This is a genomic window from Enterobacter sp. UCD-UG_FMILLET, from assembly GCF_000762975.1.
Lineage (GTDB): Bacteria > Pseudomonadota > Gammaproteobacteria > Enterobacterales > Enterobacteriaceae > Enterobacter > Enterobacter dykesii.
Map to the genome: position 1 here is coordinate 25,679 of NZ_JRJC01000035.1, position 23,591 is coordinate 49,269.

The 23,591-nt window shown below is 56.9% G+C and carries 21 protein-coding genes and 4 tRNA genes; 19 read left to right on the plus strand and 6 right to left on the minus strand.

The features are described 5' to 3' along the window. Nucleotides 1–17: 17 nt before the first annotated feature. The 13 genes from wecB to LA04_RS14855 all read left to right on the plus strand — a co-directional run bounded on the left by wecB (nt 18) and on the right by LA04_RS14855 (nt 10,778). Complete coding sequence (gene wecB, locus LA04_RS14795) at nt 18–1,148, plus strand: non-hydrolyzing UDP-N-acetylglucosamine 2-epimerase (protein ID WP_047652206.1); 1,131 nt, start codon at nt 18–20, stop codon at nt 1,146–1,148. After that, entirely contained in the window at nt 1,145–2,407 is a 1,263-nt protein-coding gene (gene wecC, locus LA04_RS14800; protein ID WP_047652207.1) for a UDP-N-acetyl-D-mannosamine dehydrogenase, read from the plus strand. Before wecB ends, wecC begins: the two co-directional genes overlap by 4 nt. Then, a complete protein-coding gene (gene rffC, locus LA04_RS14805; RefSeq protein WP_047652208.1) occupies nt 2,404–3,081 on the plus strand; it encodes a dTDP-4-amino-4,6-dideoxy-D-galactose acyltransferase in 678 nt (225 codons plus the stop codon). Before wecC ends, rffC begins: the two co-directional genes overlap by 4 nt. Before the next feature lie 4 nt (nt 3,082–3,085). Then, nucleotides 3,086–4,216 (plus strand): dTDP-4-amino-4,6-dideoxygalactose transaminase, encoded by a 1,131-nt coding sequence (rffA, locus tag LA04_RS14810; protein WP_047652209.1) that lies wholly within the window; start codon nt 3,086–3,088, stop codon nt 4,214–4,216. Nucleotide 4,217: 1 nt separating this feature from the next. Beyond that, nucleotides 4,218–5,468 (plus strand): lipid III flippase WzxE, encoded by a 1,251-nt coding sequence (gene wzxE / locus LA04_RS14815; protein ID WP_047652210.1) that lies wholly within the window; start codon nt 4,218–4,220, stop codon nt 5,466–5,468. Next, on the plus strand, nt 5,465–6,544 hold the full coding sequence (locus tag LA04_RS14820; protein ID WP_047652211.1) for a TDP-N-acetylfucosamine:lipid II N-acetylfucosaminyltransferase: 1,080 nt from the start codon (nt 5,465–5,467) through the stop codon (nt 6,542–6,544). The genes wzxE and LA04_RS14820 overlap by 4 nt, the downstream gene beginning before the upstream one ends. Then, nucleotides 6,541–7,893, plus strand: a complete 1,353-nt coding sequence (wzyE, locus tag LA04_RS14825) for an ECA oligosaccharide polymerase (protein ID WP_033146908.1) — start codon at nt 6,541–6,543, stop codon at nt 7,891–7,893. Before LA04_RS14820 ends, wzyE begins: the two co-directional genes overlap by 4 nt. Before the next feature lie 12 nt (nt 7,894–7,905). Then, complete coding sequence (wecG, locus tag LA04_RS14830; RefSeq protein ID WP_047652212.1) at nt 7,906–8,646, plus strand: lipopolysaccharide N-acetylmannosaminouronosyltransferase; 741 nt, start codon at nt 7,906–7,908, stop codon at nt 8,644–8,646. A gap of 197 nt (nt 8,647–8,843) precedes the next feature. Further along, the gene (gene thrP / locus LA04_RS14835) at nt 8,844–10,229 is read left to right on the plus strand and encodes a bifunctional threonine/serine APC transporter ThrP (RefSeq protein WP_047652213.1); all 1,386 of its coding nucleotides are present in this window, start codon (nt 8,844–8,846) and stop codon (nt 10,227–10,229) included. Nucleotides 10,230–10,331: 102 nt separating this feature from the next. Continuing rightward, nucleotides 10,332–10,408, plus strand: a tRNA-Arg gene (locus tag LA04_RS14840). Between the two features lie 64 nt (nt 10,409–10,472). Continuing rightward, nucleotides 10,473–10,548 (plus strand) — tRNA-His (locus LA04_RS14845). Between the two features lie 22 nt (nt 10,549–10,570). Beyond that, nucleotides 10,571–10,656 (plus strand) — tRNA-Leu (locus LA04_RS14850). Between the two features lie 45 nt (nt 10,657–10,701). Beyond that, nucleotides 10,702–10,778, plus strand: a tRNA-Pro gene (locus tag LA04_RS14855). A gap of 507 nt (nt 10,779–11,285) precedes the next feature. Here LA04_RS14855 and LA04_RS14860 read toward each other — a convergent pair. From LA04_RS14860 to hemC, 5 genes are all read right to left on the minus strand, one after another. After that, complete coding sequence (locus LA04_RS14860; protein WP_047652214.1) at nt 11,286–12,497, minus strand: MFS transporter; 1,212 nt, start codon at nt 12,495–12,497, stop codon at nt 11,286–11,288. A 172-nt stretch (nt 12,498–12,669) separates the two neighbouring features. Continuing rightward, the gene (hemY, locus tag LA04_RS14865; protein ID WP_047652215.1) at nt 12,670–13,869 is read right to left on the minus strand and encodes a protoheme IX biogenesis protein HemY; all 1,200 of its coding nucleotides are present in this window, start codon (nt 13,867–13,869) and stop codon (nt 12,670–12,672) included. Nucleotides 13,870–13,871: 2 nt separating this feature from the next. Continuing rightward, complete coding sequence (gene hemX / locus LA04_RS14870; RefSeq protein ID WP_047652216.1) at nt 13,872–15,080, minus strand: uroporphyrinogen-III C-methyltransferase; 1,209 nt, start codon at nt 15,078–15,080, stop codon at nt 13,872–13,874. 20 nt (nt 15,081–15,100) lie between these two features. Continuing rightward, a complete protein-coding gene (gene hemD, locus LA04_RS14875) occupies nt 15,101–15,841 on the minus strand; it encodes a uroporphyrinogen-III synthase (RefSeq protein WP_047652217.1) in 741 nt (246 codons plus the stop codon). Further along, a complete protein-coding gene (gene hemC, locus LA04_RS14880) occupies nt 15,838–16,779 on the minus strand; it encodes a hydroxymethylbilane synthase (RefSeq protein WP_047652218.1) in 942 nt (313 codons plus the stop codon). The genes hemD and hemC overlap by 4 nt, the downstream gene beginning before the upstream one ends. 350 nt (nt 16,780–17,129) lie before the next feature. Here hemC and cyaA point away from each other — a divergent pair, with 350 nt between their 5' ends. Then, nucleotides 17,130–19,673, plus strand: a complete 2,544-nt coding sequence (gene cyaA / locus LA04_RS14885) for a class I adenylate cyclase (protein WP_023309629.1) — start codon at nt 17,130–17,132, stop codon at nt 19,671–19,673. Between the two features lie 41 nt (nt 19,674–19,714). Here the strand turns inward: cyaA and cyaY are convergent, their stop codons facing one another. After that, nucleotides 19,715–20,035: an iron donor protein CyaY gene (cyaY, locus tag LA04_RS14890; protein WP_047345459.1), complete on the minus strand. Its 321-nt coding sequence runs from the start codon at nt 20,033–20,035 to the stop codon at nt 19,715–19,717. Nucleotides 20,036–20,170: 135 nt separating this feature from the next. On the opposite strand from cyaY, the gene lptM reads away from it, so the two are divergent. From lptM to yigB, 5 genes are read left to right on the plus strand one after another with little or no spacing between them, the layout of a single operon-like run. Further along, nucleotides 20,171–20,374, plus strand: a complete 204-nt coding sequence (gene lptM / locus LA04_RS14895; RefSeq protein ID WP_047652219.1) for an LPS translocon maturation chaperone LptM — start codon at nt 20,171–20,173, stop codon at nt 20,372–20,374. Between the two features lie 35 nt (nt 20,375–20,409). Then, nucleotides 20,410–21,234 carry a diaminopimelate epimerase gene (dapF, locus tag LA04_RS14900; RefSeq protein WP_047652220.1) on the plus strand — a complete coding sequence of 275 codons (825 nt, stop codon included), beginning with the start codon at nt 20,410–20,412 and terminating at the stop codon, nt 21,232–21,234. After that, entirely contained in the window at nt 21,231–21,938 is a 708-nt protein-coding gene (locus tag LA04_RS14905) for a DUF484 domain-containing protein (RefSeq protein WP_047652221.1), read from the plus strand. The genes dapF and LA04_RS14905 overlap by 4 nt, the downstream gene beginning before the upstream one ends. Further along, nucleotides 21,935–22,837 (plus strand): tyrosine recombinase XerC, encoded by a 903-nt coding sequence (xerC, locus tag LA04_RS14910; protein WP_047652222.1) that lies wholly within the window; start codon nt 21,935–21,937, stop codon nt 22,835–22,837. Before LA04_RS14905 ends, xerC begins: the two co-directional genes overlap by 4 nt. After that, nucleotides 22,837–23,553: a 5-amino-6-(5-phospho-D-ribitylamino)uracil phosphatase YigB gene (gene yigB, locus LA04_RS14915; protein WP_047652223.1), complete on the plus strand. Its 717-nt coding sequence runs from the start codon at nt 22,837–22,839 to the stop codon at nt 23,551–23,553. Before xerC ends, yigB begins: the two co-directional genes overlap by 1 nt. Nucleotides 23,554–23,591 lie beyond the last annotated feature (38 nt).

Below are 23,591 nucleotides of genomic sequence, written 5' to 3' on the forward strand. Positions count from 1 at the left end.
AATCGAAGAGAATCGATGTGAAAGTACTAACCGTATTTGGCACCAGGCCGGAGGCCATTAAGATGGCACCTCTGGTTCATGCGCTGGCCTGCGATCCCGATATTGAAGCGAAAGTGTGCGTCACTGCCCAGCACCGTGAGATGCTCGATCAGGTTTTAACGCTCTTCTCCATCGTCCCGGATTATGACCTTAATATTATGAAACCGGGGCAAGGATTAACGGAGATAACCTGTCGCATTCTGCAAGAGCTTAAGCCGATCCTGGAGTCATTCAAGCCTGACGTCGTGCTGGTACACGGTGACACCACTACTACCGTGGCGACAAGCCTGGCCGCGTTTTACCAGCGAATTCCCGTGGGGCATGTTGAGGCGGGTCTGCGTACCGGCAATCTTTATTCGCCGTGGCCGGAGGAGGCCAACCGCACGTTAACGGGCCATCTGGCGATGTACCACTTTGCGCCAACTGAAAACTCGCGTCAGAACCTGCTGCGTGAAAATATCGCCGATAACAAAATCTTTGTGACCGGCAATACGGTCATCGATGCGTTAATTTGGGTACGTGACCGCGTCCTCGCAAACGACGATCTCAAGAAAGAGCTCGCTGCCCGCTATCCGTTTCTCCACAACGGCAAAAAAACCATTCTGGTTACTGGCCACCGTCGCGAAAGCTTTGGCCGGGGTTTTGAGCAAATCTGTCACGCGCTGGCTGAAATCGCCGCGCAGAATGACGATGTGCAAATTGTCTATCCAGTACACCTTAACCCTAACGTCAGCGAGCCGGTTAACCGGATCCTGGGCCATGTCGAAAATGTCCTTCTGATTGAACCTCAGGACTACATGCCGTTTGTCTGGCTGATGAACCACGCCTGGCTGATCCTCACCGATTCCGGCGGCATTCAGGAAGAAGCACCATCCCTTGGCAAACCGGTGCTGGTGATGCGTGAAACGACCGAACGTCCGGAAGCCGTCAAAGCCGGTACGGTGCGTCTGGTTGGCACCAACGCGCAGCTCATCGTCGAAGAGGTCACGCGCCTGCTGCATGACGATGAAGCGTATCAGGCGATGAGCCGGGCCCATAATCCGTACGGAGATGGGCAGGCTTGTGGCCGTATTTTGCATGCACTTAAACACAATCGGGTATCGCTATGAGTTTTACTACCATCTCTGTCATCGGTCTTGGCTACATTGGCTTGCCTACTGCGGCCGCGTTTGCCTCTCGTCAGAAACAGGTTGTCGGTGTGGATATCAACGCACGGGCGGTAGAAACTATCAACCGTGGCGAGATTCATATTGTGGAGCCCGATCTTGACCGCGTGGTGAAAGAGGCGGTGGAGGGGGGCTTCCTGCGTGCCAGCACGACGCCAGTTGAAGCGGATGCCTACCTGATTGCCGTCCCTACCCCGTTTAAAGGCGACCACGAGCCCGACATGGCGTTCGTCGAGGCGGCGGCAAAATCCATCGCGCCTGTGCTGAAGAAAGGGGCGCTGGTGATCCTGGAATCAACCTCTCCGGTCGGCGCTACCGAGCAGATGGCACAGTGGCTGGCCGACGCGCGCCCTGATTTAAGCTTCCCGCCGCAGGCGGGTGAGCAGGCGGATATTAACATCGCCTACTGTCCGGAGCGCGTGCTGCCGGGCCAGGTGATGGTCGAACTGATTAAAAACGACCGCGTCATTGGCGGTATGACGCCCGTCTGTTCCGAGCGTGCCAGCGCGCTGTATAAGATTTTCCTGGAAGGTGAGTGCGTGGTGACCAACTCCCGCACAGCCGAGATGTGCAAGCTGACGGAAAACAGCTTCCGCGACGTCAATATCGCCTTTGCGAACGAACTGTCGCTGATCTGTGCCGATCAGGGGATTAACGTCTGGGAGCTGATTAGTCTGGCGAATCGCCATCCGCGCGTGAACATTCTCCAGCCAGGCCCGGGCGTGGGCGGACACTGTATCGCCGTCGATCCGTGGTTTATCGTGGCGCAAAATCCGGCGCAGGCGCGTCTGATTCGCACCGCGCGTGAAGTGAACGACAGCAAGCCTCACTGGGTGCTCAATCAGGTTAAAGCGACGGTAGCGGATTGCCTGGCAGAGAGCGGCAAGCGCGCCAGCGAGCTGAAAATTGCCTGCTTTGGTCTGGCATTCAAACCCAATATTGACGATCTGCGTGAAAGCCCGGCGATGGAAATTGCCGAGATGATTGCCGAATGGCACAAGGGTGAAACGCTGGTGGTTGAGCCGAATATCCATGAATTGCCGGCAAAACTGGCGGGGCACTGCACGCTAACGGCGCTGGACGACGCGCTGGCGACGGCGGACGTGCTGGTGCTGCTGGTGGATCATAAAGAGTTTAAAGCGACGTCCGGCGATGCCGTTCGTCAGCAGTATATTGTTGATACCAAAGGTGTCTGGCGTTGAACAGTCTGAATGGGGTGCTCGAGTCCCTGCAGTGGGAGAGTGCCTTTTTCGGCCTGCCGTCGGCCATCGTGCGTCTGAGCGATGACGCGCCGGTGCTGGCTGAACCGGATTTTATCGCCTGGCAACGGGTGCAGGCTAAGATCCCGGCGGAGCGCGCCGATCTGCTTGACGCGCTCCAGCAACACGGCTTTCAGCTGGTTGAAGGTGAGGTAGACCTTTCCATTACCCTTACCCGGCACGATGCATCCGGCGCGGAAATTGCAAACGAACTGGACATCCCCGTGCTGCGTCAGATGGCGGCCCAGGCATTTGCACAGAGTCGCTTTCGTGCGCCCTGGTATGCACCTGACGATAGCGGACGTTTCTATGCCCAGTGGATAGAGAATGCGGTCAAAGGCACATTTGACCACGTCTGCCTGGTTTTCCGTGCAGGGGACGGTCAAATCCAGGGGTTCGTCTCGCTGCGTAAGCTCAACGAGCGCGAGGCGCGTATCGGCTTATTAGCCGGGCGCGGCATGGGTGAAAAACTCATGCAGGCGGCGCTGCACTGGGCTCAGCAGCAACAGCTTGTGACGCTGCGGGTCGCGACCCAACTGGGCAACACCGCCGCGCTTAAACGTTATATTGCGAGTGGTGCCAACATCGACGCCACCGCCTACTGGTTATACAGGTGACAAGATGATTCCATTTAACGCACCACCCGTTGTCGGAACTGAACTCGACTATATGCAGTCTGCCATGGGCAGCGGCAAACTCTGTGGTGACGGCGGTTTTACCCGTCGCTGTCAGCAGTGGATGGAACAGCGTTTTCGCAGCGCCAAAGTGCTGCTGACCCCGTCCTGTACGGCATCGCTGGAAATGGCGGCACTGTTGCTGGATATCCAGCCCGGTGATGAAGTGATTATGCCGAGCTATACCTTCGTTTCCACGGCGAACGCCTTTGTCCTGCGCGGAGCGAAAATCGTCTTTGTGGATATCCGCCCGGATACCATGAACATTGATGAGACGCTGATTGAAGCGGCGATCACTGACAAAACGCGCGCGATCGTGCCGGTTCACTACGCGGGCGTGGCCTGTGAAATGGACACCATCATGGCCATCGCCAAAAAACATAATCTGTTCGTGGTGGAAGATGCCGCGCAGGGCGTGATGTCCACCTACAAGGGACGCGCGCTGGGCACTATTGGCCACATCGGCTGCTTTAGCTTCCACGAAACCAAAAACTACACGGCGGGCGGAGAAGGTGGCGCGACGCTGATTAACGACCGGGCTCTCGTGGAGCGTGCGGAAGTTATCCGCGAAAAAGGCACCAACCGCAGCCAGTTCTTCCGGGGTCAGGTAGACAAATACACCTGGCGCGATATCGGCTCCAGCTATCTGATGGCGGATCTGCAGGCGGCGTACCTGTGGGCGCAGCTGGAAGCGGCGGAACGTATCAACCTTCAGCGTCTTTCCCTGTGGCAAACGTATTACGATGCGCTTGAGCCTCTGGCCAAAGCCGGGCGTATTGAGCTGCCGACCATCCCGGCGGATTGCGTCCACAACGCGCATATGTTCTACATCAAGCTGCGCGATAACGACGATCGCAGCGCGCTTATCGCCTGGCTGAAAGAGGCCGAAATTATGGCGGTGTTCCACTATATCCCGCTGCACTCCAGCCCGGCCGGCGAAGCGTTTGGCACGTTCGCGGGTGAAGATCGTTACACCACGAAAGAAAGTGAGCGTTTGCTTCGCCTGCCACTGTTCTACAACCTCGCGCCTGTTAACCAGCGTACGGTGATTAATACCCTTCTGAGTTATTTCGGCTGATATGTCTCTGGCAAAAGCATCGGTGTGGACCGCCGCGTCCACGCTTGTAAAAATTGGCGCCGGGCTGCTGGTCGTCAAGCTGTTAGCCGTCTCATTTGGCCCCTCTGGCGTGGGGCTGGCGGGTAATTTCCGCCAGCTTGTCACCGTTCTTGGGGTGCTGGCCGGTGCCGGTATCTTCAACGGCGTCACCAAATACGTTGCGCAGTATCAGGATGATGCGGCTCAGCTGCGCAGGGTGGTGGGCACCTCTTCGGCGATGGTCACGGGTTTTTCGACCCTGATGGCGATTGTCTTTCTGCTGGCAGCGGCGCCCATCAGCCAGGGATTGTTCGGGCATACCCATTATCAGGGGCTGGTGCGTCTGGTCGCGTTGGTTCAGATGGGCATTGCCTGGGCTAACCTGCTGCTGGCGCTGATGAAAGGTTTTCGTGATGCCGCCGGAAACGCGCTTGCCTTAATCCTGGGCAGCGTCATCGGCGTGATTGCCTATTACTTCTGCTATCGCCTGGGCGGCTATGAAGGCGCGCTGCTGGGGCTTGCGCTGGTCCCGGCGCTGGTGGTTGTGCCTGCGGCATTGATGCTGATGCGTCGGGGCGTCATCCCTTTGAGCTACCTGAAACCGCAATGGGACACGATGCTTGCCAGCCAGCTGGGCAAATTTACCCTGATGGCGCTCATCACCTCCGTCACGCTGCCGGTAGCCTACGTGATGATGCGAAACCTGCTGGCGGCGCATTATAGCTGGGATGAAGTGGGGATCTGGCAGGGCGTAAGCAGTATTTCCGACGCTTATCTCCAGTTTATTACGGCTTCCTTTAGCGTTTACCTGCTGCCAACCTTATCGCGTCTGACGTCCAGACAGGATATTACCCGTGAGATTTTCCGATCGCTGCGCTTTGTGCTGCCGGCCGTCGCGGCGGCCAGCTTTACCGTCTGGTTACTGCGCGATGTCGCCATCTGGCTGTTGTTCTCGGCGAAGTTCACCGCCATGCGCGATCTCTTTGCCTGGCAACTGGTGGGTGATGTGCTGAAAGTGGGTGCTTACGTTTTCGGCTATCTGGTGATCGCAAAAGCGTCCCTGCGGCTGTATATCCTGGCGGAAATTAGCCAGTTTGCGTTACTGACAGCATTTTCACACTGGCTGATACCCGCGCACGGTGCGCTGGGGGCGGCTCAGGCCTATATGGCAACCTATATCGTTTATTTCGCCGCCTGTTGCGGCGTATTTTTATTGTGGCGTAAACGCGCATGACTGCACTGATTCACATCCTGGGATCGGATATCCCACACCATAACCAGACCGTTTTGCGGTTCTTCAACGACGAGCTGGCATCGGGTAATCCTGATGCGCGTGAGTTTATGGTTGCAGGTCAGGATAAGGGCCTGAGCGAGGCGTTTCCGGCGCTGACGATTCGCTTCTGGCCGGATAAGGCCGCGCTGGCGAAGGCGGTCGTTGCCAGAGCCAAAGCGGATCGTAAGCAACGTTTCTTTTTCCACGGGCAGTTCAATACCGGCCTGTGGCTGGCGCTGCTCAGCGGGGGGATTAAACCCTCCCAGTGCAGCTGGCATATCTGGGGAGCCGATCTCTACGAAGTCTCCCGCGGCTGGAAATTCCGTCTTTTCTATCCGCTGCGCCGCATGGCGCAGGGGCGCGTGGGCTGTGTGTTTGCCACCCGTGGCGATCTCAACTATTTTGCTAAACAGCATCCGAACGTGCGCGGAGAACTGCTCTATTTCCCAACCCGCATGGATCCGGCCCTGAACGCCATGGCGAATGACGCGGTGCGTGAAGGCAAGCTGACGATCCTGGTGGGGAATTCCGGCGATCGCAGTAACGAACACGTCGCAGCGCTCAGGGCTGTGCATCAGCAGTTTGGCGACACGGTGAACGTGGTGGTGCCGATGGGCTATCCCGCCAACAACGACGCCTATATTGCTGAGGTTCGCCAGCAGGGACTTGCGCTATTTAGTGCAGAAAATCTGCACATTCTCAGCAATAAGTTGGAATTTGATGACTATCTTGCGCTGCTGAGAAAATGCGATCTTGGCTATTTCATCTTTGCCAGACAGCAGGGAATCGGCACGCTGTGTCTGCTGATTCAGGCGGGTGTACCGTGCGTGCTCAACCGCGACAACCCGTTCTGGCAGGACATGGCCGAGCAGCATATTCCGGTGCTGTTTACCTCAGACACGCTGAATGTTGAGGTGGTACGGGAAGCCCAACGCCAGCTCACGTTGGTGGATAAAAATAGCATCGATTTTTTCAGCCCGAACTACCTCACGCCGTGGCACCGCGCGCTGCGTATCGCTTCAGGAGACAAAGCATGAGTCAGTTGCAATTCAGCGGCTTACTGGTTGTCTGGCTTCTGAGCGCCCTGTTTATCGCCACGCTCACCTGGTTTGAATTCCGTCGGGTGCGCTTCAACTTTAACGTCTTCTTCTCGTTATTGTTTCTGCTGACCTTCTTTTTCGGCTTCCCGCTCACCAGCATTCTGGTCTTCCGTTTTGACGTGAGCGTCGCGCCGCCGGAAATCCTGCTCCAGGCGCTTCTGGCGGCAACCTGCTTCTATGCGGTCTACTACGTCACCTATAAAACGCGTCTGCGTTCAGCGCAGGCTGCTGTCCCGCGTCGGCCGCTTTTTACTATGAATCGGGTGGAAACCCACCTGACGTGGGTGATGCTGATGACCATCGCCCTGGTCAGCGTCGGTATCTTCTTCATGCATAACGGCTTTCTGCTGTTTAAGCTCCACTCCTACAGCCAGATTTTTTCGGCCGAAGTCTCGGGCGTGGCGCTTAAGCGTTTCTTCTACTTCTTCATCCCGGCGATGCTGGTGGTCTTTTTTCTGCGCCAGGACAGCAAAGCGTGGCTGTTTTTCCTGGTCAGTACCGTCGCGTTTGGCATTCTGACCTACATGATTGTGGGCGGCACGCGCGCGAACATTATCATCGCCTTCGCCATCTTCCTGTTTATCGGCATCATCCGCGGCTGGATCTCGCTGTGGATGCTGGTTGCGGCAGGCGTGTTTGGCATTGTCGGGATGTTCTGGCTGGCGCTGAAGCGCTACGGGATGAACGTGGCGGGCGATGAGGCGTTTTACACGTTCCTCTACCTGACGCGCGATACCTTCTCGCCGTGGGAAAACCTGGCATTGCTGCTGCAAAACTACGACAAGATTGATTTCCAGGGGCTGGCGCCGATTGTTCGCGACTTCTACGTCTTTATCCCTTCCTGGCTATGGCCTGACCGGCCTGGCGTGGTGCTTAACACGGCAAATTACTTTACCTGGGAAGTGCTGAACAACCATTCCGGTCTGGCAATCTCGCCGACGCTGATTGGTTCCCTGGTGGTGATGGGGGGCGCGTGGTTCATTCTGCCCGGTGCAGTTGCCGTTGGGCTGATTATCAAGTGGTTTGACTGGCTTTATCTGCGCGGCAACGAAGAGACCAACCGCTATAAAGCCGCCATTTTGCACAGTTTCTGCTTTGGTGCCATTTTCAATATGATCGTTCTGGCGCGCGAAGGGCTGGACTCGTTCGTGTCGCGCGTGGTGTTCTTCATGGTCGTTTTCGGCCTCTGCCTGTTGCTCGCCAAACTGTTGTACTGGCTGTTTGACAGCGCAGGGCTCGTGCACAAGCGCGAGCGGCAGGGCAGCACAACGCTGTCGCAAGTCTGAGTAAGGATAGTAATGACTGATAATATTTCTGCACCGCGCTATGCGCTACGTGGCCTGCAGCTTATTGGCTGGCGCGACATGCAGCACGCGCTGGACTTTCTGTTCGCCGACGGCAAGATGAAATCCGGTACGCTGGTGGCCATCAACGCGGAAAAAATGCTGGCGGTTGAGGATAATGCGGAAGTCAAAAGCCTGATTGAAGCGGCTGAATTTAAATACGCGGACGGGATCAGCGTGGTCCGCTCTATCCGTAAAAAGTATCCTGACGCTAATGTATCCCGCGTGGCGGGGGCCGATCTCTGGGAGCAGCTTATGGCCCGCGCCGGTGCGCAGGGTACGCCCGTGTTCCTGATTGGCGGAAAGCCGGAGATACTGGCCCAGACGGAGGAGAAACTGCGTCGTCAATGGAATGTTAATATTGTTGGCAGCCAGGATGGTTACTTCAAACCGGAAGATCGACAGGCTCTGTTTGAGCGCGTTCGTGACAGCGGGGCGAAAATTGTCACCGTGGCGATGGGCTCCCCGCGCCAGGAGATCCTGATGCGTGACTGCCGTCTGGTCTGTCCTGATGCCCTTTACATGGGCGTCGGCGGCACGTACGACGTCTTTACCGGCCACGTTAAGCGTGCGCCTAAGGTCTGGCAAAATTTGGGGCTGGAGTGGCTGTACCGCCTGCTATCGCAACCGACGCGCATTAAACGACAGATCCGTCTGCTTCGCTACCTCGGCTGGCATTACACCGGGAAAATGTAATCAAAATGTAGCGCGATATGCTATTCGCGCTGCAACTCGCCTGCAAAACTGCTGATAATCTGTGCAATGCATTCATTTTTTTAATGCATCGTTTGCCATTTGGCAGATTTTAGGAAACCATTCGCTCCGTATTTTAGTACCCCTAAAAAACAATACCCGGTATTAAGCCGGGAAACAGCAAACACAATCGAGGATCTATGGCAGAGAAACAACCGGAGCTACAGCGTGGGCTGGAAGCTCGTCATATTGAACTGATAGCGCTGGGCGGCACTATCGGCGTGGGCCTGTTTATGGGCTCCGCAAGCACGCTCAAATGGGCAGGCCCTTCCGTATTACTGGCGTACATTATCGCCGGGCTGTTTGTTTTCTTCATTATGCGTTCCATGGGCGAAATGCTCTTCCTGGAGCCGGTAACCGGCTCTTTCGCCGTTTACGCGCATCGCTATATGAGCCCCTTCTTCGGCTACCTGACGGCCTGGTCATACTGGTTTATGTGGATGGCGGTGGGCATCTCAGAGATCACCGCGATAGGGGTCTACGTCCAGTTCTGGTTCCCGGACATGGTCCAGTGGATACCCGCGCTCATTGCCGTGGGGCTGGTGGCGCTGGCAAACCTGGCAGCCGTGCGCCTTTACGGTGAAATTGAGTTCTGGTTCGCAATGATCAAAGTCACCACGATCATCGTGATGATTGTCGTCGGCCTGGGCGTGATTTTCTTCGGCTTTGGCAACGGTGGGCACGCTATCGGCTTTGGCAACCTGACCGAAAACGGCGGCTTCTTCGCCGGCGGCTGGAAGGGCTTCCTGACGGCGCTGTGTATCGTTGTGGCCTCGTATCAGGGCGTGGAGCTGATCGGTATTACCGCCGGTGAAGCGAAAAACCCGCAGGTCACGCTGCGTAGCGCGGTGGGCAAAGTGCTGTGGCGCATCCTGATTTTCTATGTGGGAGCGATCTTCGTCATCGTGACCATCTTCCCGTGGAACGAAATTGGCACGACGGGTAGCCCGTTTGTATTAACCTTCGCCAAAATTGGTATCACGGCGGCGGCGGGTATCATCAACTTTGTGGTCCTGACGGCAGCGCTGTCAGGCTGTAACAGCGGGATGTACAGCTGCGGGCGTATGCTCTATGCGCTTTCGAAGAATAACCAGCTGCCTGCGGCGATGAGTAAAGTCTCACGTGCCGGCGTACCGGTGGCGGGTGTGGCTGTCTCCATTGTAATCCTGCTGATTGGCTCTTGCCTGAATTACATCATTCCTAACCCGCAGCGCGTATTCGTTTACGTCTACAGCGCCAGCGTACTGCCGGGCATGGTGCCGTGGTTCGTTATCCTCATCAGCCAGCTACGTTTCCGCCATGCGCATAAAAAAGCGATCGAAAGCCATCCGTTCCGCTCAATTCTGTTCCCCTATGCGAACTATTTGACGATGGCGTTCCTGATTTGCGTATTAATCGGCATGTACTTTAATGAAGATACCCGCATGTCGCTGTTTGTCGGGATGATCTTCCTGGCGGCTGTGACGGCCGCATATAAGCTTTTTGGCCTGGGTCGCCGCGCCACCACGCATAAAGTGGAGGAATAAGCGGCAAAATGTGCAAACCATAACCAAACGCGCATTTTTTTCAAAAAAGCACTAGACAGCGGGGACGGAGGTACGTAATATCCAGCCCCGCAACGGCGCTAAGCGCCCGTAGCTCAGCTGGATAGAGCGCTGCCCTCCGGAGGCAGAGGTCTCAGGTTCGAATCCTGTCGGGCGCACCATTAACCCGGTGCTGGAGCTGCGGTGGTCTGAGAAGTAGTCAGTACCGCGTGAAAGAATACAGTGGTGGCTATAGCTCAGTTGGTAGAGCCCTGGATTGTGATTCCAGTTGTCGTGGGTTCGAATCCCATTAGCCACCCCATTATTTGAAAGAGTTGTGAATTGCGAAGGTGGCGGAATTGGTAGACGCGCTAGCTTCAGGTGTTAGTGTCCTTTGGATGTGGGGGTTCGAGTCCCCCCCCTCGCACCACGACTTTTTAAATGAATTGAACTAAAAATTCAAAAAGCAGTACATCGGCGAGTAGCGCAGCTTGGTAGCGCAACTGGTTTGGGACCAGTGGGTCGGAGGTTCGAATCCTCTCTCGCCGACCAATTTTGAACCCCGCTTCGGCGGGGTTTTTTGTTTTCTGCGGCTTCTCACCCCTGTAGTCATGCCCCGACAGCGCCCTTTTTCTTTGTCGCAATCCAGCGACATGCAACTCATTGAAAATTAAATAAATAACTATTTATGGGTTTTGCTGTCTCCTCCTGGCGACATATTCCCGCCTTTTACCGATATGTTGTAGAGCCTAAGACGGCGCATAGCAGCATAATTTCCTTTTATCTTAAAATGTTGCGTTATGTAAAAGATCTGGGTGTCATGTTGGCACGTTACGTGCAATAATATACGTGTAGATGCTCATTCCATCTCTTATGTTCGCCTTAGTGCCTCATAAACTCAGGAATGACGCAGAGCCATTTACGGTGCTTATCGTCCACTGACAGATGTCGCTTCGGCCTCATCAGACACCATGGACACAACGTTGAGTGAAGCACCAAATATGTTGTCTTACAGACCTGTTTTAACGCCTGCTTTTATAGCAGGCGTTTTTTTATGCCTTATTCCCGATACAGGCGCATGATCAGGGCAACCATCAGCAGGGCCGATGCAGAGACAGCATAGAGCGCCTGTACTGAGCCAAACCCTGAAGCCACCGCCGCTGCAATGCCGGTGAAAAGAGAGGCGCTGAGCGTTTGCCAGCGCCAGGCTTTACCGCTGGCCGAAGCGGTTTGCGTGATAGGAAAACTGCTGAGTACGCCAAACGTGCCCGCTGCGAAGAGAATATTTGAGGCCAGATGCGCGATAAAGATCATCCCCAGCGCGCATAACGTCCACCCGGACAAAAACGGCAGCATGCCATAAGCGGCCAGAAAGATGCTCAGGCAAACGATTATTCGCGGCGTGTAGGCCGCGATGCGCGTCATGCTCTCTTTTTTTAGCAGCAGGGGGCCACAAAGCTGCCCCAGACTCCTCGCAAAAAGCAGAGGCAAAGCAAGGCCCGCCGCATCCTGAGGACGAAGCTGCTGCGCCAGTGCCGGAAGCAGCGCCATCGCCGGTGACCCGACGGCGGCCAGCGCCGGCAGGATGAGCAGGCTGCGTTTTTGCCGAACGGTCAACGCCTGCCAGCGTAATGTTGCAGAAGCTCCCCTTTCCAAAGCAGTGGGATGTGGTGCTGGAGAAAACCGGCGCCCAGCCAGCCATAGCAGTAACAGTGACCCAAAAAAGCTGGCGGCATCAATGGCCAGCAGGGTAAACACAGATGTCTTCTGAAACAGCACCACGCCCAGGCCGGTCCCTAACAACACCTGAGAAGCAAAAATCACATTTTCCAGACAGGTTGCAGCGGGCAACTCCGCTTCGCTAAGTCCGCGCTTAAAGAGCAATGTCAGCGCGGGCCAGCTCATCCCGCTGAGCAGCGCCTCGGTGGATTGTACGGCGAGCAATGCGGCAACGCTGTGGTAACCCACGCCAAACAGGGGAAAGAGCAGGGCGAGCAGGCCCAGCCCCTCGGTCAGTATCAGCAGGGATATCGGTGAAAAGCGCGAGCACAGCTTTTCGCCGAAGATACTGCCGATGAATCCTGGGACCGTAGCGAAAAGAAAAGCGAGAGTGAGCAGAGCGGGCGGGGCTGACCACGCTAGCAGCAAACCGAAGACTACAACCTGAGTTAAACCATTCCCCAGTGAAGAAAAGATAAAAGCACAGGCAAGCAGGCGCAGCCAGCGGTGGCAGCGCAGCGCCTGAATAAGCGCATACAAAAGCGAGTTCATGGAGATTTCCTTTCAAAAACGATTTAGTCCACGCTGCAAAATGTGCGCGTGTGTGAAAAAAGGTTAATGAAAAGACATCGTTACATTGGCGGATTCGTTTGCGGATGTGGGTGAAAAGAATGTAGCAGGAGAAGGGCGATAAAAAAAGGAGGCCCTCTGGCCCCCTTTTTATTTACTGCTGCGTACCGTTATTTTTCAGCGTTAACAGCAACCCATCACGACGCATGGCGGCCGCCTCTTCCGGCTTATGCTGCTTGTCCAGCGTATCGGCAAGCCAGGCGTAGTCAAATGCGTCCGGACGCTGCTTCAGCGCCGCGCGGAAGGCGAGGCTCGCCTCCTGCCATTCGCCGTGCTTCATCAGCGACTGACCGAGCGTGCTCCACAGCAGCGGGCGGTCACCGACGGTTTTAATCTGCTGACGTAGCACTTTTTCGATTTGCTCTGGATTATTGGTTTTCAGGCGTGGGATCACCATCACCAGACGATCGTCATACTGGCGCTTCAGGCCGTCGAGGAGGATCTCCTGAGCCGTGTCATGATCGTCACATTCAATAAGATGTTCCGCCATGGCGACCTGCAGAGGAACCTGCTGGCGCGTCTTACGGCTCTGATTCTTCCACCACGTTTTCAGACCGTCGCTGCCCAGGTCGGCGCGCGCCTGATCCATCAGGCCAATCCATGCCAGACGCTGAAGTTCATCACGATGTTCATCGTCGCCCACCTCGGCCTTCGCCATCGACGGAATGATGTCCAGCAGCGAACCCCAGGCGCCGGTACGAATATACGCCTGCTCGGCAAGACGCAGCACTTCCGGATGACGTGGCGCAACTTCCAGCAGGCGATCGATACCGTGACGCGCCGCGTGATTCTCATTACGTGCAAGCTGCAGACGAACGCGCGTAATTTCTACCGGAATCGGGTCGCCGTGAGCCAGCTCAGCCGCCCGCTCCAGATGCTGATTGGCGCGGGCTTCGTCACCGCGCTGCTGCGCCGCTTCGGCAGCGAGCAGATAATTCACCACCGGCTGTTCGGCATGGTCTGCGTTTTTCGACATCAGCTTTTCAACCTGCTGATAGTCACCCTCGGCAAGCTTAAGCAGCGCCTGTTCGGTCTGCTTGCGGGCGCGGCGGCGTTTACGGCCAACGAACCAGCCGCGCGTGTGGGCACCGGTGCGGAAAATACGGCGCAGGATCCACTCGATCGCAAACAGCACCACCACGCCGAGGATCAGAATGATCGTCAGGCCGGTTACGCTGGTTTCAATGTTGTAGTTATCCGTCTGGATCAGGACGTAACCCTGATGACCCGCAAGCATGGGCCCCAGCACGATCCCGGCGATCAGCAGGATGAAGAGTAAGAGAACTTTTAGCATCATTACTCTCCTTGTGGTGCGCTTTCAGGCGCCGGAGCCGGAGCTTGTGCCGGAGCTGGTGCCGCTACGCCCGACGGCTCTGCCGGCACGCCCGGCTGCGCCAGCAGGTTACGCACGCGCGTCTGCATCAGCTTCTCCAGAATCGGCTGGCTGGCCAGCTTATCCGGAACGTTCATGGTGATGTTCTGCTGGCTCAGCTTATCAATGTCTTCGAGGAAGGCGGTGGTCGTCGCATCATCGGTGTTGTAGTAGGCGCGTACCCACGTCGAGACGTTATCCAGCGCCTGTTTGTAGGTCTCTTCCTGATGACGCGGCACGGCCTGAGCCGCCACCAGCAGGCGGGAACGAATGTTCTCGCGCAGATAGATATCCTGGTTCGGTGCCAGCAGCGGCACGGCGGTTTCGTCGCGACGGCGGATAGTGATGAAGCTGTCCATAAAGTTCTGCCAGCTTTTCTGCAGGTTTATGCGCCATTCGCTCAGGGAGCTGGAAAGCTCGGTACCGTCGGAATCCATCGGGGAGTCGTCGTCGTTGTTATCCGCCAGCTGCAGGTTATCAATCTGATTCGACAGCTGGTTCACCTTGAGGATAATGCCGTCGTAATCCACCTGCGAGACGGCGGAGAGACTGGCGATGTCTTCGGTGATCGCGCGACGCGCGGTGATAAGGCTCGGGTCGTTCATGTCTGCCAGGCTCGCATCGGCGCTTTTCAGCAGCGCGGCGGCAGTGGTGACGTCCTGATCGCTCCAGAGCTTACGTCCGGCGAGCTTCACCAGGAAGTCAGCCTGCGAGAGCAGCCAGGTTTTGGCATCGGTGCCGGAAATCGTGGCGACTTTCTGCTGCACTTCGCCCAGCTGTTTAGTCAGCTCTTCCTGTTTGCTGTTCGCCTCGGCAAGCGCGGCGGCCTGCTGCTTAATCACCGTTTCCAGCTCGGTTTTCTGCGTCTCCTGCGCTTTTTGCAGGGCAGTGAGCTGATTCACCAGCGCATCGCTGGTGGACGTCTGGTTAGCGCCCTGTTGCTTCACCAGACCGTACAGGCCAACCCCTGCTGCCAGCGCAATGGCGATGGCAATCGCGCTCAGCGCGAGGCTCGTTTTGTTGCTGCCGTTTTTCTTCTCAGCGGTTTTCTCTGTCGTCTCTGGCTGTGGCGTCGTTTCCACAGTCTCCCTGGTCTCTTCAACCACGGCGGAGGATTTGTCGTGTTCCGTCATTATGGCTTCCCATTTGAGAGTTATTGTAATGCGCGCAGCAGCGCATCGTTGTCGGCGTTATCAGCGATCCGAATATCCTGCCAGCCCAGTTCCCGGGCCTGGTTCGCCAGACGCTCACTGACGACCAGAAGCCGACAGCGGAGTAACCAGTTTTCGCGATACCAGAGCGGTATCAGCGACCAAAGCTGTTGTAACATTTCACCGCTGGTGACCACCAGCGTATTAATGCCGCGCGCTTGCCAGCGCATCGCCTCTTCCGCGCCATCGTAGTGTTTTGCACAGCGCTGATAGCACTCAATGAACGTCACGTCTGCACCGCGTTCACGCAGCGTTTCGCCCAGCAGCTCGCGACCACCGTTGCCGCGCAAAATGAGCGCACGCTTTCCGGCAATAGTTTGTAATTCAGGTAATTGTAGCAAGACTTCGCTGATTTCCCGATCTAACGGGTAACGAACGTCCGCGCTGCTTACGGTATGCAGCGCCAGTGCCGTTGTGCGGCCAATCGCGAAATAGCGGGGAGCGGCTGGCCAGGTCAAACCCTGCTGTTGCAGCTGTGCGTGGGCAAATTCCACGGCATGTTGCGACAGCGCAAACAGCAGGTCGCCTTCCTGAAGGGTATTCATCTGGTCGGCGAGCGCGGAGAGCTCCCGACCGGGGGAGAATTCAATGAGCGGAAAACTCCAGGCCACCTGCCCCAGTGTGCGCAGACGGCTCACTAACTGCTCTCCTGCGGGAGAAGGGCGGGTGACAAGAATACTCATGCAGGGGGCTCTCCATTATAAACGTCAGCCAGAATCTCGCGGGCGCCGTTATCCAGCAGCTCTTCCGCCAGCGACACGCCAAGCTGCTCGGCATCTTGCGCTTTACCGCGACGTTCGCCGCGTACCATCTGCGAACCGTCCGGAGCGCCCACCAGCGCACGCAGCCACAGTTCGCCATCTGTTAATTCAGCATAGCTGCCAATCGGTACCTGACATCCCCCTTCGAGGCGGGTATTCATCGCACGCTCGGCTTTTACGCGAATAGCGGTCTCGTCATGGTTCAGCGGTGCGAGCAGTTCGCGGGTACGCGCATCGTCCAGACGGCACTCGATGCCGACGGCGCCCTGGCCAACGGCCGGGAGCGACAGCTCTGGCGGCAACGCCACGCGAATGCGCGACTCCAGCCCCAAACGCTTCAGGCCGGCAACGGCGAGGATAATGGCATCGTAATCGCCGTTATCCAGTTTGCCCAGACGCGTGCCGACGTTACCGCGCAGCGAGCGAATGATCAGGTCAGGACGGCGCTCTGCCAGCTGACACTGACGGCGTAAACTGGACGTGCCAACCACGCTACCCTCCGGCAGCGCGTCGAGCGAGTCATAGCGGTTGGAGACAAACGCATCGCGCGGATCTTCGCGCTCGCAGATGGTCACCAGCCCCAGCCCTTCCGGGAACTCGACGGGCACGTCTTTCATTGAATGTACGGCGATATCGGCGCGGTTCTCAAGCAATGCCAGTTCCAGTTCTTTGACAAACAGGCCTTTGCCGCCCACTTTCGCCAGAGGCGTATCGAGGATCACGTCACCGCGCGTGACCATCGGCACCAGCTCGACGCGCAATCCACTGTGGCAGGCTTCAAGGCGCTGCTTCACATAATGTGCCTGCCAGAGCGCGAGGGGGCTTTGGCGTGTGGCAATTCTCAAAACATTGTCTAACATGCTTGTTACCGTCATTATCAATCGCTAACCATCCTAACATTGTTGACTCTGGGATGGCAGTTTTACGGTTGATGAAGCGTGAGAGGGACAAGGCGGCGTATTCGTCAGCCATAGCCGTATTCAGGAATTTACACGTACAGAACGGTGCTACACTTGTATGTAGCGCATCTTTCTTTACGGTCAACCGGCAAGGTGTTAAATTGATCACGTTTTAGACCATTTTTTCGTCGCTACCACCAAGAATGATAAGGGCGAAAAAGGGTAACGGTTATCTTTTTGAAATACTGCGGGTCCGCTGTTATTCGTGTTTTGAATAGCTTGCGACACCCGGAAACATCAGGCGATACGTCTTGTACCTCTATATTGAGACTCTGAAACAGAGACTGGATGCCATTAATCAACTGCGTGTGGATCGCGCGCTTGCTGCCATGGGCCCTGCTTTCCAGCAGGTATACAGTCTGCTGCCGACATTATTGCACTATCACCATCCGCTAATGCCTGGCTACCTTGACGGTAACGTTCCCCAGGGCATTTGCCTTTTCACGCCTGATGAAACCCAACAGCATTACCTCAACGAACTTGAACTCTACCGCGGCATGCCGCCACAGGAGTCTCCAAAAGGTGAACTGCCGATTACCGGCGTTTACTCTATGGGGAGCACCTCATCGGTAGGGCAAAGCTGTTCTTCGGACCTGGACATCTGGGTCTGCCATCAGTCCTGGCTCGATAACGACGAGCGTCAGCTGCTGCAACGCAAGTGCAGCCTGCTGGAGAGCTGGGCGGCCTCGCTCGGCGTGGAAGTAAGCTTCTTCCTGATTGATGAAAATCGTTTCCGCCATAATGAAAGCGGCAGTCTGGGTGGTGAGGACTGCGGCTCGACTCAGCACATCTTACTGCTGGATGAATTTTACCGTACTGCCGTGCGTCTGGCCGGGAAGCGTATTCTGTGGAATATGGTCCCTTGCGAAGAAGAAGAGCATTACGATGACTACGTCATGTCGCTTTACGCGCAGGGTGTACTGACGCCAAACGAATGGCTGGACCTCGGCGGCCTGAGTTCTCTGTCAGCAGAAGAGTACTTCGGCGCAAGCCTCTGGCAGCTCTATAAGAGTATCGACTCGCCGTACAAAGCGGTGCTGAAAACGCTGCTGCTGGAAGCCTACTCCTGGGAATACCCGACGCCGCGCCTGCTGGCGAAAGACATCAAGCAGCGTCTGCACGACGGGGAAATCGTCTCCTTCGGGCTCGACGCCTACTGCATGATGCTGGAGCGCGTGACCGAATACCTGAAAGCCATTGATGACACCACGCGTCTTGACCTGGTGCGTCGATGTTTCTATCTCAAAGTCTGTGAGAAATTGAGCCGCGAGCGCGCCTGCGTGGGCTGGCGTCGTGAAGTGGTCAGTCAGTTAGTCAAAGAGTGGGGATGGGACGAAGCGCGTCTGTCCATGCTCGACAACCGGGCCAACTGGAAAATTGATCAGGTGCGTGAAGCGCACAACGAACTGCTCGATGCGATGATGCAAAGCTACCGTAACCTGATCCGCTTTGCGCGCCGTAACAACCTCAGCGTTTCCGCCAGCCCGCAGGACATCGGGGTATTAACCCGTAAACTGTACGCCGCGTTTGAAGCGCTGCCGGGTAAAGTCACCCTGGTTAACCCGCAGATTTCGCCAGACCTGTCAGAACCAAATCTGACCTTTATCTACGTGCCGCCGGGCCGCGCGAACCGCACCGGGTGGTATCTGTACAACCGTGCGCCAAGCATGGATTCCATCATCAGCCATCAGCCGCTGGAGTATAACCGCTACCTGAACAAGCTGGTGGCCTGGGCCTGGTTTAACGGCCTGCTGACCTCGCGCACGCGCCTGTTTATCAAAGGCAACGAGGTGGTCGATCTCGCTAAGCTGCAGGAGATGGTCGCGGATGTGTCGCACCATTTCCCGCTGCGTCTGCCTGCCCCAACGCCGAAAGCGCTCTACAGCCCGTGCGAAATTCGCCATCTGGCGATTATCGTCAACCTGGAATACGACCCGACGGCGGCCTTCCGCAATCAGGTGGTTCACTTTGACTTCCGCAAGCTGGACGTCTTTAGCTTTGGCGAGCAGCAAAACTGCCTGGTAGGCAGTGTGGATCTGCTGTACCGCAACTCCTGGAACGAAGTGCGTACCCTGCACTTCAACGGCGAGCAGGCGATGATCGAGGCGCTGAAAACCATTCTCGGCAAGATGCACCAGGATGCCGCACCGCCGGACAGCGTTGAGGTGTTCTGCTACAGCCAGCACCTGCGCGGTTTAATTCGTACCCGCGTGCAGCAGCTGGTCTCTGAGTGTATCGAACTGCGTCTCTCCAGTACTCGCCAGGAAACCGGGCGCTTTAAGGCGCTGCGCGTCTCCGGTCAGACCTGGGGCCTGTTCTTCGAACGCCTGAACGTGTCGGTACAGAAGCTGGAAAACGCCATCGAGTTCTACGGCGCGATTTCACACAACAAGCTGCATGGCCTGTCGGTGCAGGTGGAAACCAACCACGTTAAGCTCCCGCAGGTGGTGGACGGATTCGCCAGCGAAGGGATTATTCAGTTCTTCTTTGAAGAGTCGGGCGACGATGCCGGGTTCAACATCTACATTCTGGATGAAACCAACCGCGCCGAGGTGTATCACCATTGTGAAGGCAGTAAAGAGGAGCTGGTGCGCGACGTCAGCCGCTTCTACTCCTCTTCGCATGACCGTTTCACCTACGGCTCAAGCTTTATCAACTTTAACCTGCCGCAGTTCTACCAGATTGTGAACGTCGACGGTCGTACGCAGGTGATCCCGTTCCGCACCCAGGCCGTCACGCCTGCCGCGCCTGCCAATCAGGACACCGCGCCGCTGTTGCAGCAGTATTTCTCCTGAGTCTTTTCGCCGGGTAAGCGCAGCGCCTCCCGGCACCAAAACTACCTGAAACTCACTTCCTCACCCGCCTGCGCGGTCGCCGCCTGTTCCAGCAGATCCCAGAACGTGACGCCGCTGCGGTCGCAAACCCATTCCCCGTCTTTCAGATCGAAATGATAGCCGCCCTGTTTCGCGGCCAGCCACACCTGGTGAAGCGGCTCCTGGCGGTTAATAATAATTTTGCTGCCATTTTCGAAGCTCAGGGTCAGAATGCCGCCGTTGATTTCACAATCGATATCGCTGTCGCCGTCCCAGTCGTCAAGACGCTCTTCGATGGTCATCCACAGGTTGTCGGCAAGGCGATGGAATTCACTGTCGTTCATGGTTTTGTTCCTGTTTTTCGTGATGCCGGCAGTATAACCCTAAATAATTCCCGTTGCAGGAAAGCGGCAAACTCTTGCTTTTGTGTCTTCTCCTGCGATGATAGAAACAGATTTGAACTTACGGGCAACTTTATAATGAAAAACGCTTTCCGAACGCTTGCCGTTCTCATCACGCTGTTTAGCCTGACTGGCTGCGGACTGAAGGGACCACTGTACTTCCCGCCTGCGGATAAAACCGCACCGCCGCCGACGAAACCCGTGCAAAGCGGCATTGAGTCTACCACGCCAACTACTAACGATCGTGGCGACAACGGTGGCCCGACTCAGGTTAATCTCTGACGACAACGTTCTGTACCCGCGCAATGGAGCAAATGATGCAGTTCTCTAAAATGCATGGCCTTGGCAACGATTTTATGGTCGTCGACGCGGTAACGCAGAATGTGTTTTTCTCCCCGGAACTGATCCGTCGCCTGGCGGATCGGCATCTGGGCGTGGGGTTCGATCAGCTGCTGGTGGTCGAGCCACCGTACGATCCCGACCTCGATTTCCACTACCGTATTTTTAACGCGGACGGCAGCGAAGTTAACCAGTGCGGCAACGGCGCGCGCTGTTTTGCCCGCTTTGTCCGCCTGAAAGGGCTGACCAACAAGCGTGATATTCGCGTCAGCACGGCCAATGGCCGCATGGTGCTCAGCGTCACCGATGATGAGCTGGTGCGCGTGAACATGGGCGAGCCTAACTTCGAGCCCTCCGTCGTGCCGTTTCGCGCAAACAAAGCGGAAAAGACCTATATTATGCGTGCGGCCGAGCAGACAGTATTGTGCGGCGTCGTCTCAATGGGTAACCCTCACTGCGTGATTCAGGTTGATGATGTGGAAACTGCCGCGGTCGAAACGCTCGGCCCGGTGCTGGAAAGCCACGAACGTTTCCCGGAGCGCGCGAACATCGGCTTTATGCAGGTGGTGAAGCGCGAACACATTCGCCTGCGGGTTTACGAGCGCGGCGCGGGCGAGACGCAGGCCTGCGGAAGCGGTGCCTGTGCAGCGGTGGCCGTGGGCATCGCCCAGGGGTTACTGGCTGAAGAGGTTCGCGTGGAATTACCGGGCGGTCGGCTTGATATCGCCTGGAAAGGACCGGGTCATCCACTGTATATGACTGGCCCGGCGGCACATGTCTATGACGGGTTTATCCATCTATGAAACAACCAGGGGAAGAACTGCAGGAAACAGTGACGGAACTGGACGACAGAGCTGTTGTTGATTATCTGCAGCGCAATCCTGAGTTTTTTATTCGCAATGCACGCGTCGTCGAAGAGATGCGCGTGCCGCATCCGGTTCGCGGAACCGTGTCGCTGGTCGAATGGCACATGGCGCGCTCGCGCAACCACATCAATCAGCTTGAAGAGAATATGACGCTGCTGATGGAGCAGGCCAGCACCAACGAAAGCCTGTTCTATCGTCTGCTGCATCTGCAGGCGCGTCTGGCGTCGGCGCACAGCCTTGACGAGTTCCTCAGCCGCTTCCACCGCTGGGCGCGCGAGCTGGGGCTGGCGGGCGCAACGATTCGTCTGTTCCCTGACCGCTGGCGCATTGGCGCGCCGTCGGGGTTCACCCATCTGGCGCTGAGCCGTCAGGCGTTTGAACCGCTGCGCATTCAGCGTCTGGGCCATGAGCACCACTATCTGGGGCCGCTTAACGGACCTGAGCTACTGGTGGTGTTACCGGAAGCCAAAGCGATTGGCTCGGTGGCGATGTCGCTGATGGGGCGCGATGGCGATCTGGGCGTCATATTATTTACCAGCCGCGACGCGCATCACTATGAGCAGGGGCAGGCCACGCACCTGCTGCAGGAGATTGCCCTGATGCTGCCCGAGCTGCTGGAGCGCTGGATTGAGCGCGTATGACGGACGGACTGCTCGCCACTGACGTCTCGCGCTTTCTGCGCTATCTGGGCGTGGAGCGTCAGCTTAGCCCCATCACCCTGCTCAACTACCAGCGTCAGCTTGATGCCATCATGCAGATCGCCGAGGAAATCGGCCTGAAAAGCTGGCAACAATGTGACGCTGCGACGGTACGCGGGTTCGTCGTGCGTAGCCGTAAAAAAAATCTCAGCCCGGCAAGCCTGGCGCTCAGGCTCTCAGCGCTGCGCAGTTTCTTCGACTGGCTGGTCAGCCAGGGCGGCCTGAAAGCCAACCCGGCGAAAGGGATCGCCACGCCGAAAGCGCCGCGCCATCTGCCTAAAAATATCGACGTTGACGACGTAAACCGCCTGCTGGATATCGACCTTAACGACCCGCTCGCCGTGCGCGACCGCGCGATGCTGGAGGTGATGTACGGTGCCGGGCTGCGTCTGTCCGAGCTGGTAAATCTTGATATCAAACACCTCGATCTGGAGTCCGGTGAAGTGTGGGTAATGGGTAAGGGCAGTAAAGAGCGCCGCCTGCCGATTGGCCGCAATGCGGTTTCCTGGATTGAGCACTGGCTTGACCTGCGCGGGCTGTTTGGCAGCGAAGAGGATGCGCTGTTCCTGTCGAAGCTCGGCAAGCGGATCTCGGCGCGTAACGTGCAGAAGCGCTTTGCGGAGTGGGGCATTAAGCAGGGGCTGAACAGCCACGTGCATCCGCACAAGCTGCGCCACTCCTTTGCGACACACATGCTTGAGTCGAGCGGCGATCTGCGCGGCGTGCAGGAACTGCTTGGCCACGCGAACCTGTCGACCACTCAAATCTATACCCACTTAGACTTCCAGCACCTTGCCTCGGTGTATGACGCGGCGCATCCACGCGCCAAACGGGGGAAATAATGCGTTTTTACCGCCCACTCGGTCAGATCTCAGCCCTGACGTTTGACCTTGATGACACTCTTTATGACAACCGCGAGGTGATCCTGCGTACCGAGCAGGAGTCGCTGGCGTTTGTGCAGAACTACCATCCCGCGCTGAAGGCGATGCAGAACAAAGACTTTCAGAAGCTGCGTCAGTCCCTGCGGGAAACCGAGCCGGACATTTACCACGACGTGACCGAATGGCGTCGTCGCGCGGTTGAGCAGGCGATGCTCAATGCCGGCCTGAGCGCGCAGGATGCGGCTATCGGGGCGGAAGCGGCCATGGAAAACTTCGCCAAATGGCGCAGCCGTATCGACGTGCCGCAGGAAACCCACGACACGCTGGCGAAGCTTGCCGAAAAGTGGCCGCTGGTGGCCATCACCAACGGCAATGCCCAGCCCGAGCTGTTTGGCCTCAGCGATTACTTTGAATTCGTGCTGCGCGCGGGCCCGCACGGGCGCGCGAAGCCATTTAATGATATGTACCATCTGGCGGCAGATAAGCTTAACCTGCCGCTGGGTAACATTCTGCACGTGGGAGATGACCTGACCACGGACGTGGCCGGTGCTATCCGCTGCGGGATGCAGGCCTGCTGGATCAAGCCGGAAAACGCTGACCTGATGATCGCCTCCGATAGCCGTCTTCTGCCGCACGTGGAAATTTCGCGGTTGGCATCCCTCACGACGCTGATATAATCATCAATTGTTCTGTATAAATTAACAGGGTTTTGGCG

Coding starts and splice junctions, on each gene's coding strand:
- wecC (WP_047652207.1), top strand. CDS start 1,145: ATGAGTTTTACTACCATCTCTGTCATCGGTCTTGGCTACATTGGCTTG.
- rffA (WP_047652209.1), top strand. CDS start 3,086: ATGATTCCATTTAACGCACCACCCGTTGTCGGAACTGAACTCGACTAT.
- wzxE (WP_047652210.1), top strand. CDS start 4,218: ATGTCTCTGGCAAAAGCATCGGTGTGGACCGCCGCGTCCACGCTTGTA.
- LA04_RS14820 (WP_047652211.1), top strand. CDS start 5,465: ATGACTGCACTGATTCACATCCTGGGATCGGATATCCCACACCATAAC.
- wzyE (WP_033146908.1), top strand. CDS start 6,541: ATGAGTCAGTTGCAATTCAGCGGCTTACTGGTTGTCTGGCTTCTGAGC.
- wecG (WP_047652212.1), top strand. CDS start 7,906: ATGACTGATAATATTTCTGCACCGCGCTATGCGCTACGTGGCCTGCAG.
- thrP (WP_047652213.1), top strand. CDS start 8,844: ATGGCAGAGAAACAACCGGAGCTACAGCGTGGGCTGGAAGCTCGTCAT.
- LA04_RS14860 (WP_047652214.1), bottom strand. CDS start 12,497: ATGAACTCGCTTTTGTATGCGCTTATTCAGGCGCTGCGCTGCCACCGC.
- hemY (WP_047652215.1), bottom strand. CDS start 13,869: ATGCTAAAAGTTCTCTTACTCTTCATCCTGCTGATCGCCGGGATCGTG.
- hemX (WP_047652216.1), bottom strand. CDS start 15,080: ATGACGGAACACGACAAATCCTCCGCCGTGGTTGAAGAGACCAGGGAG.
- hemD (WP_047652217.1), bottom strand. CDS start 15,841: ATGAGTATTCTTGTCACCCGCCCTTCTCCCGCAGGAGAGCAGTTAGTG.
- hemC (WP_047652218.1), bottom strand. CDS start 16,779: ATGTTAGACAATGTTTTGAGAATTGCCACACGCCAAAGCCCCCTCGCG.
- cyaY (WP_047345459.1), bottom strand. CDS start 20,035: ATGAACGACAGTGAATTCCATCGCCTTGCCGACAACCTGTGGATGACC.
- lptM (WP_047652219.1), top strand. CDS start 20,171: ATGAAAAACGCTTTCCGAACGCTTGCCGTTCTCATCACGCTGTTTAGC.
- dapF (WP_047652220.1), top strand. CDS start 20,410: ATGCAGTTCTCTAAAATGCATGGCCTTGGCAACGATTTTATGGTCGTC.
- LA04_RS14905 (WP_047652221.1), top strand. CDS start 21,231: ATGAAACAACCAGGGGAAGAACTGCAGGAAACAGTGACGGAACTGGAC.
- xerC (WP_047652222.1), top strand. CDS start 21,935: ATGACGGACGGACTGCTCGCCACTGACGTCTCGCGCTTTCTGCGCTAT.
- yigB (WP_047652223.1), top strand. CDS start 22,837: ATGCGTTTTTACCGCCCACTCGGTCAGATCTCAGCCCTGACGTTTGAC.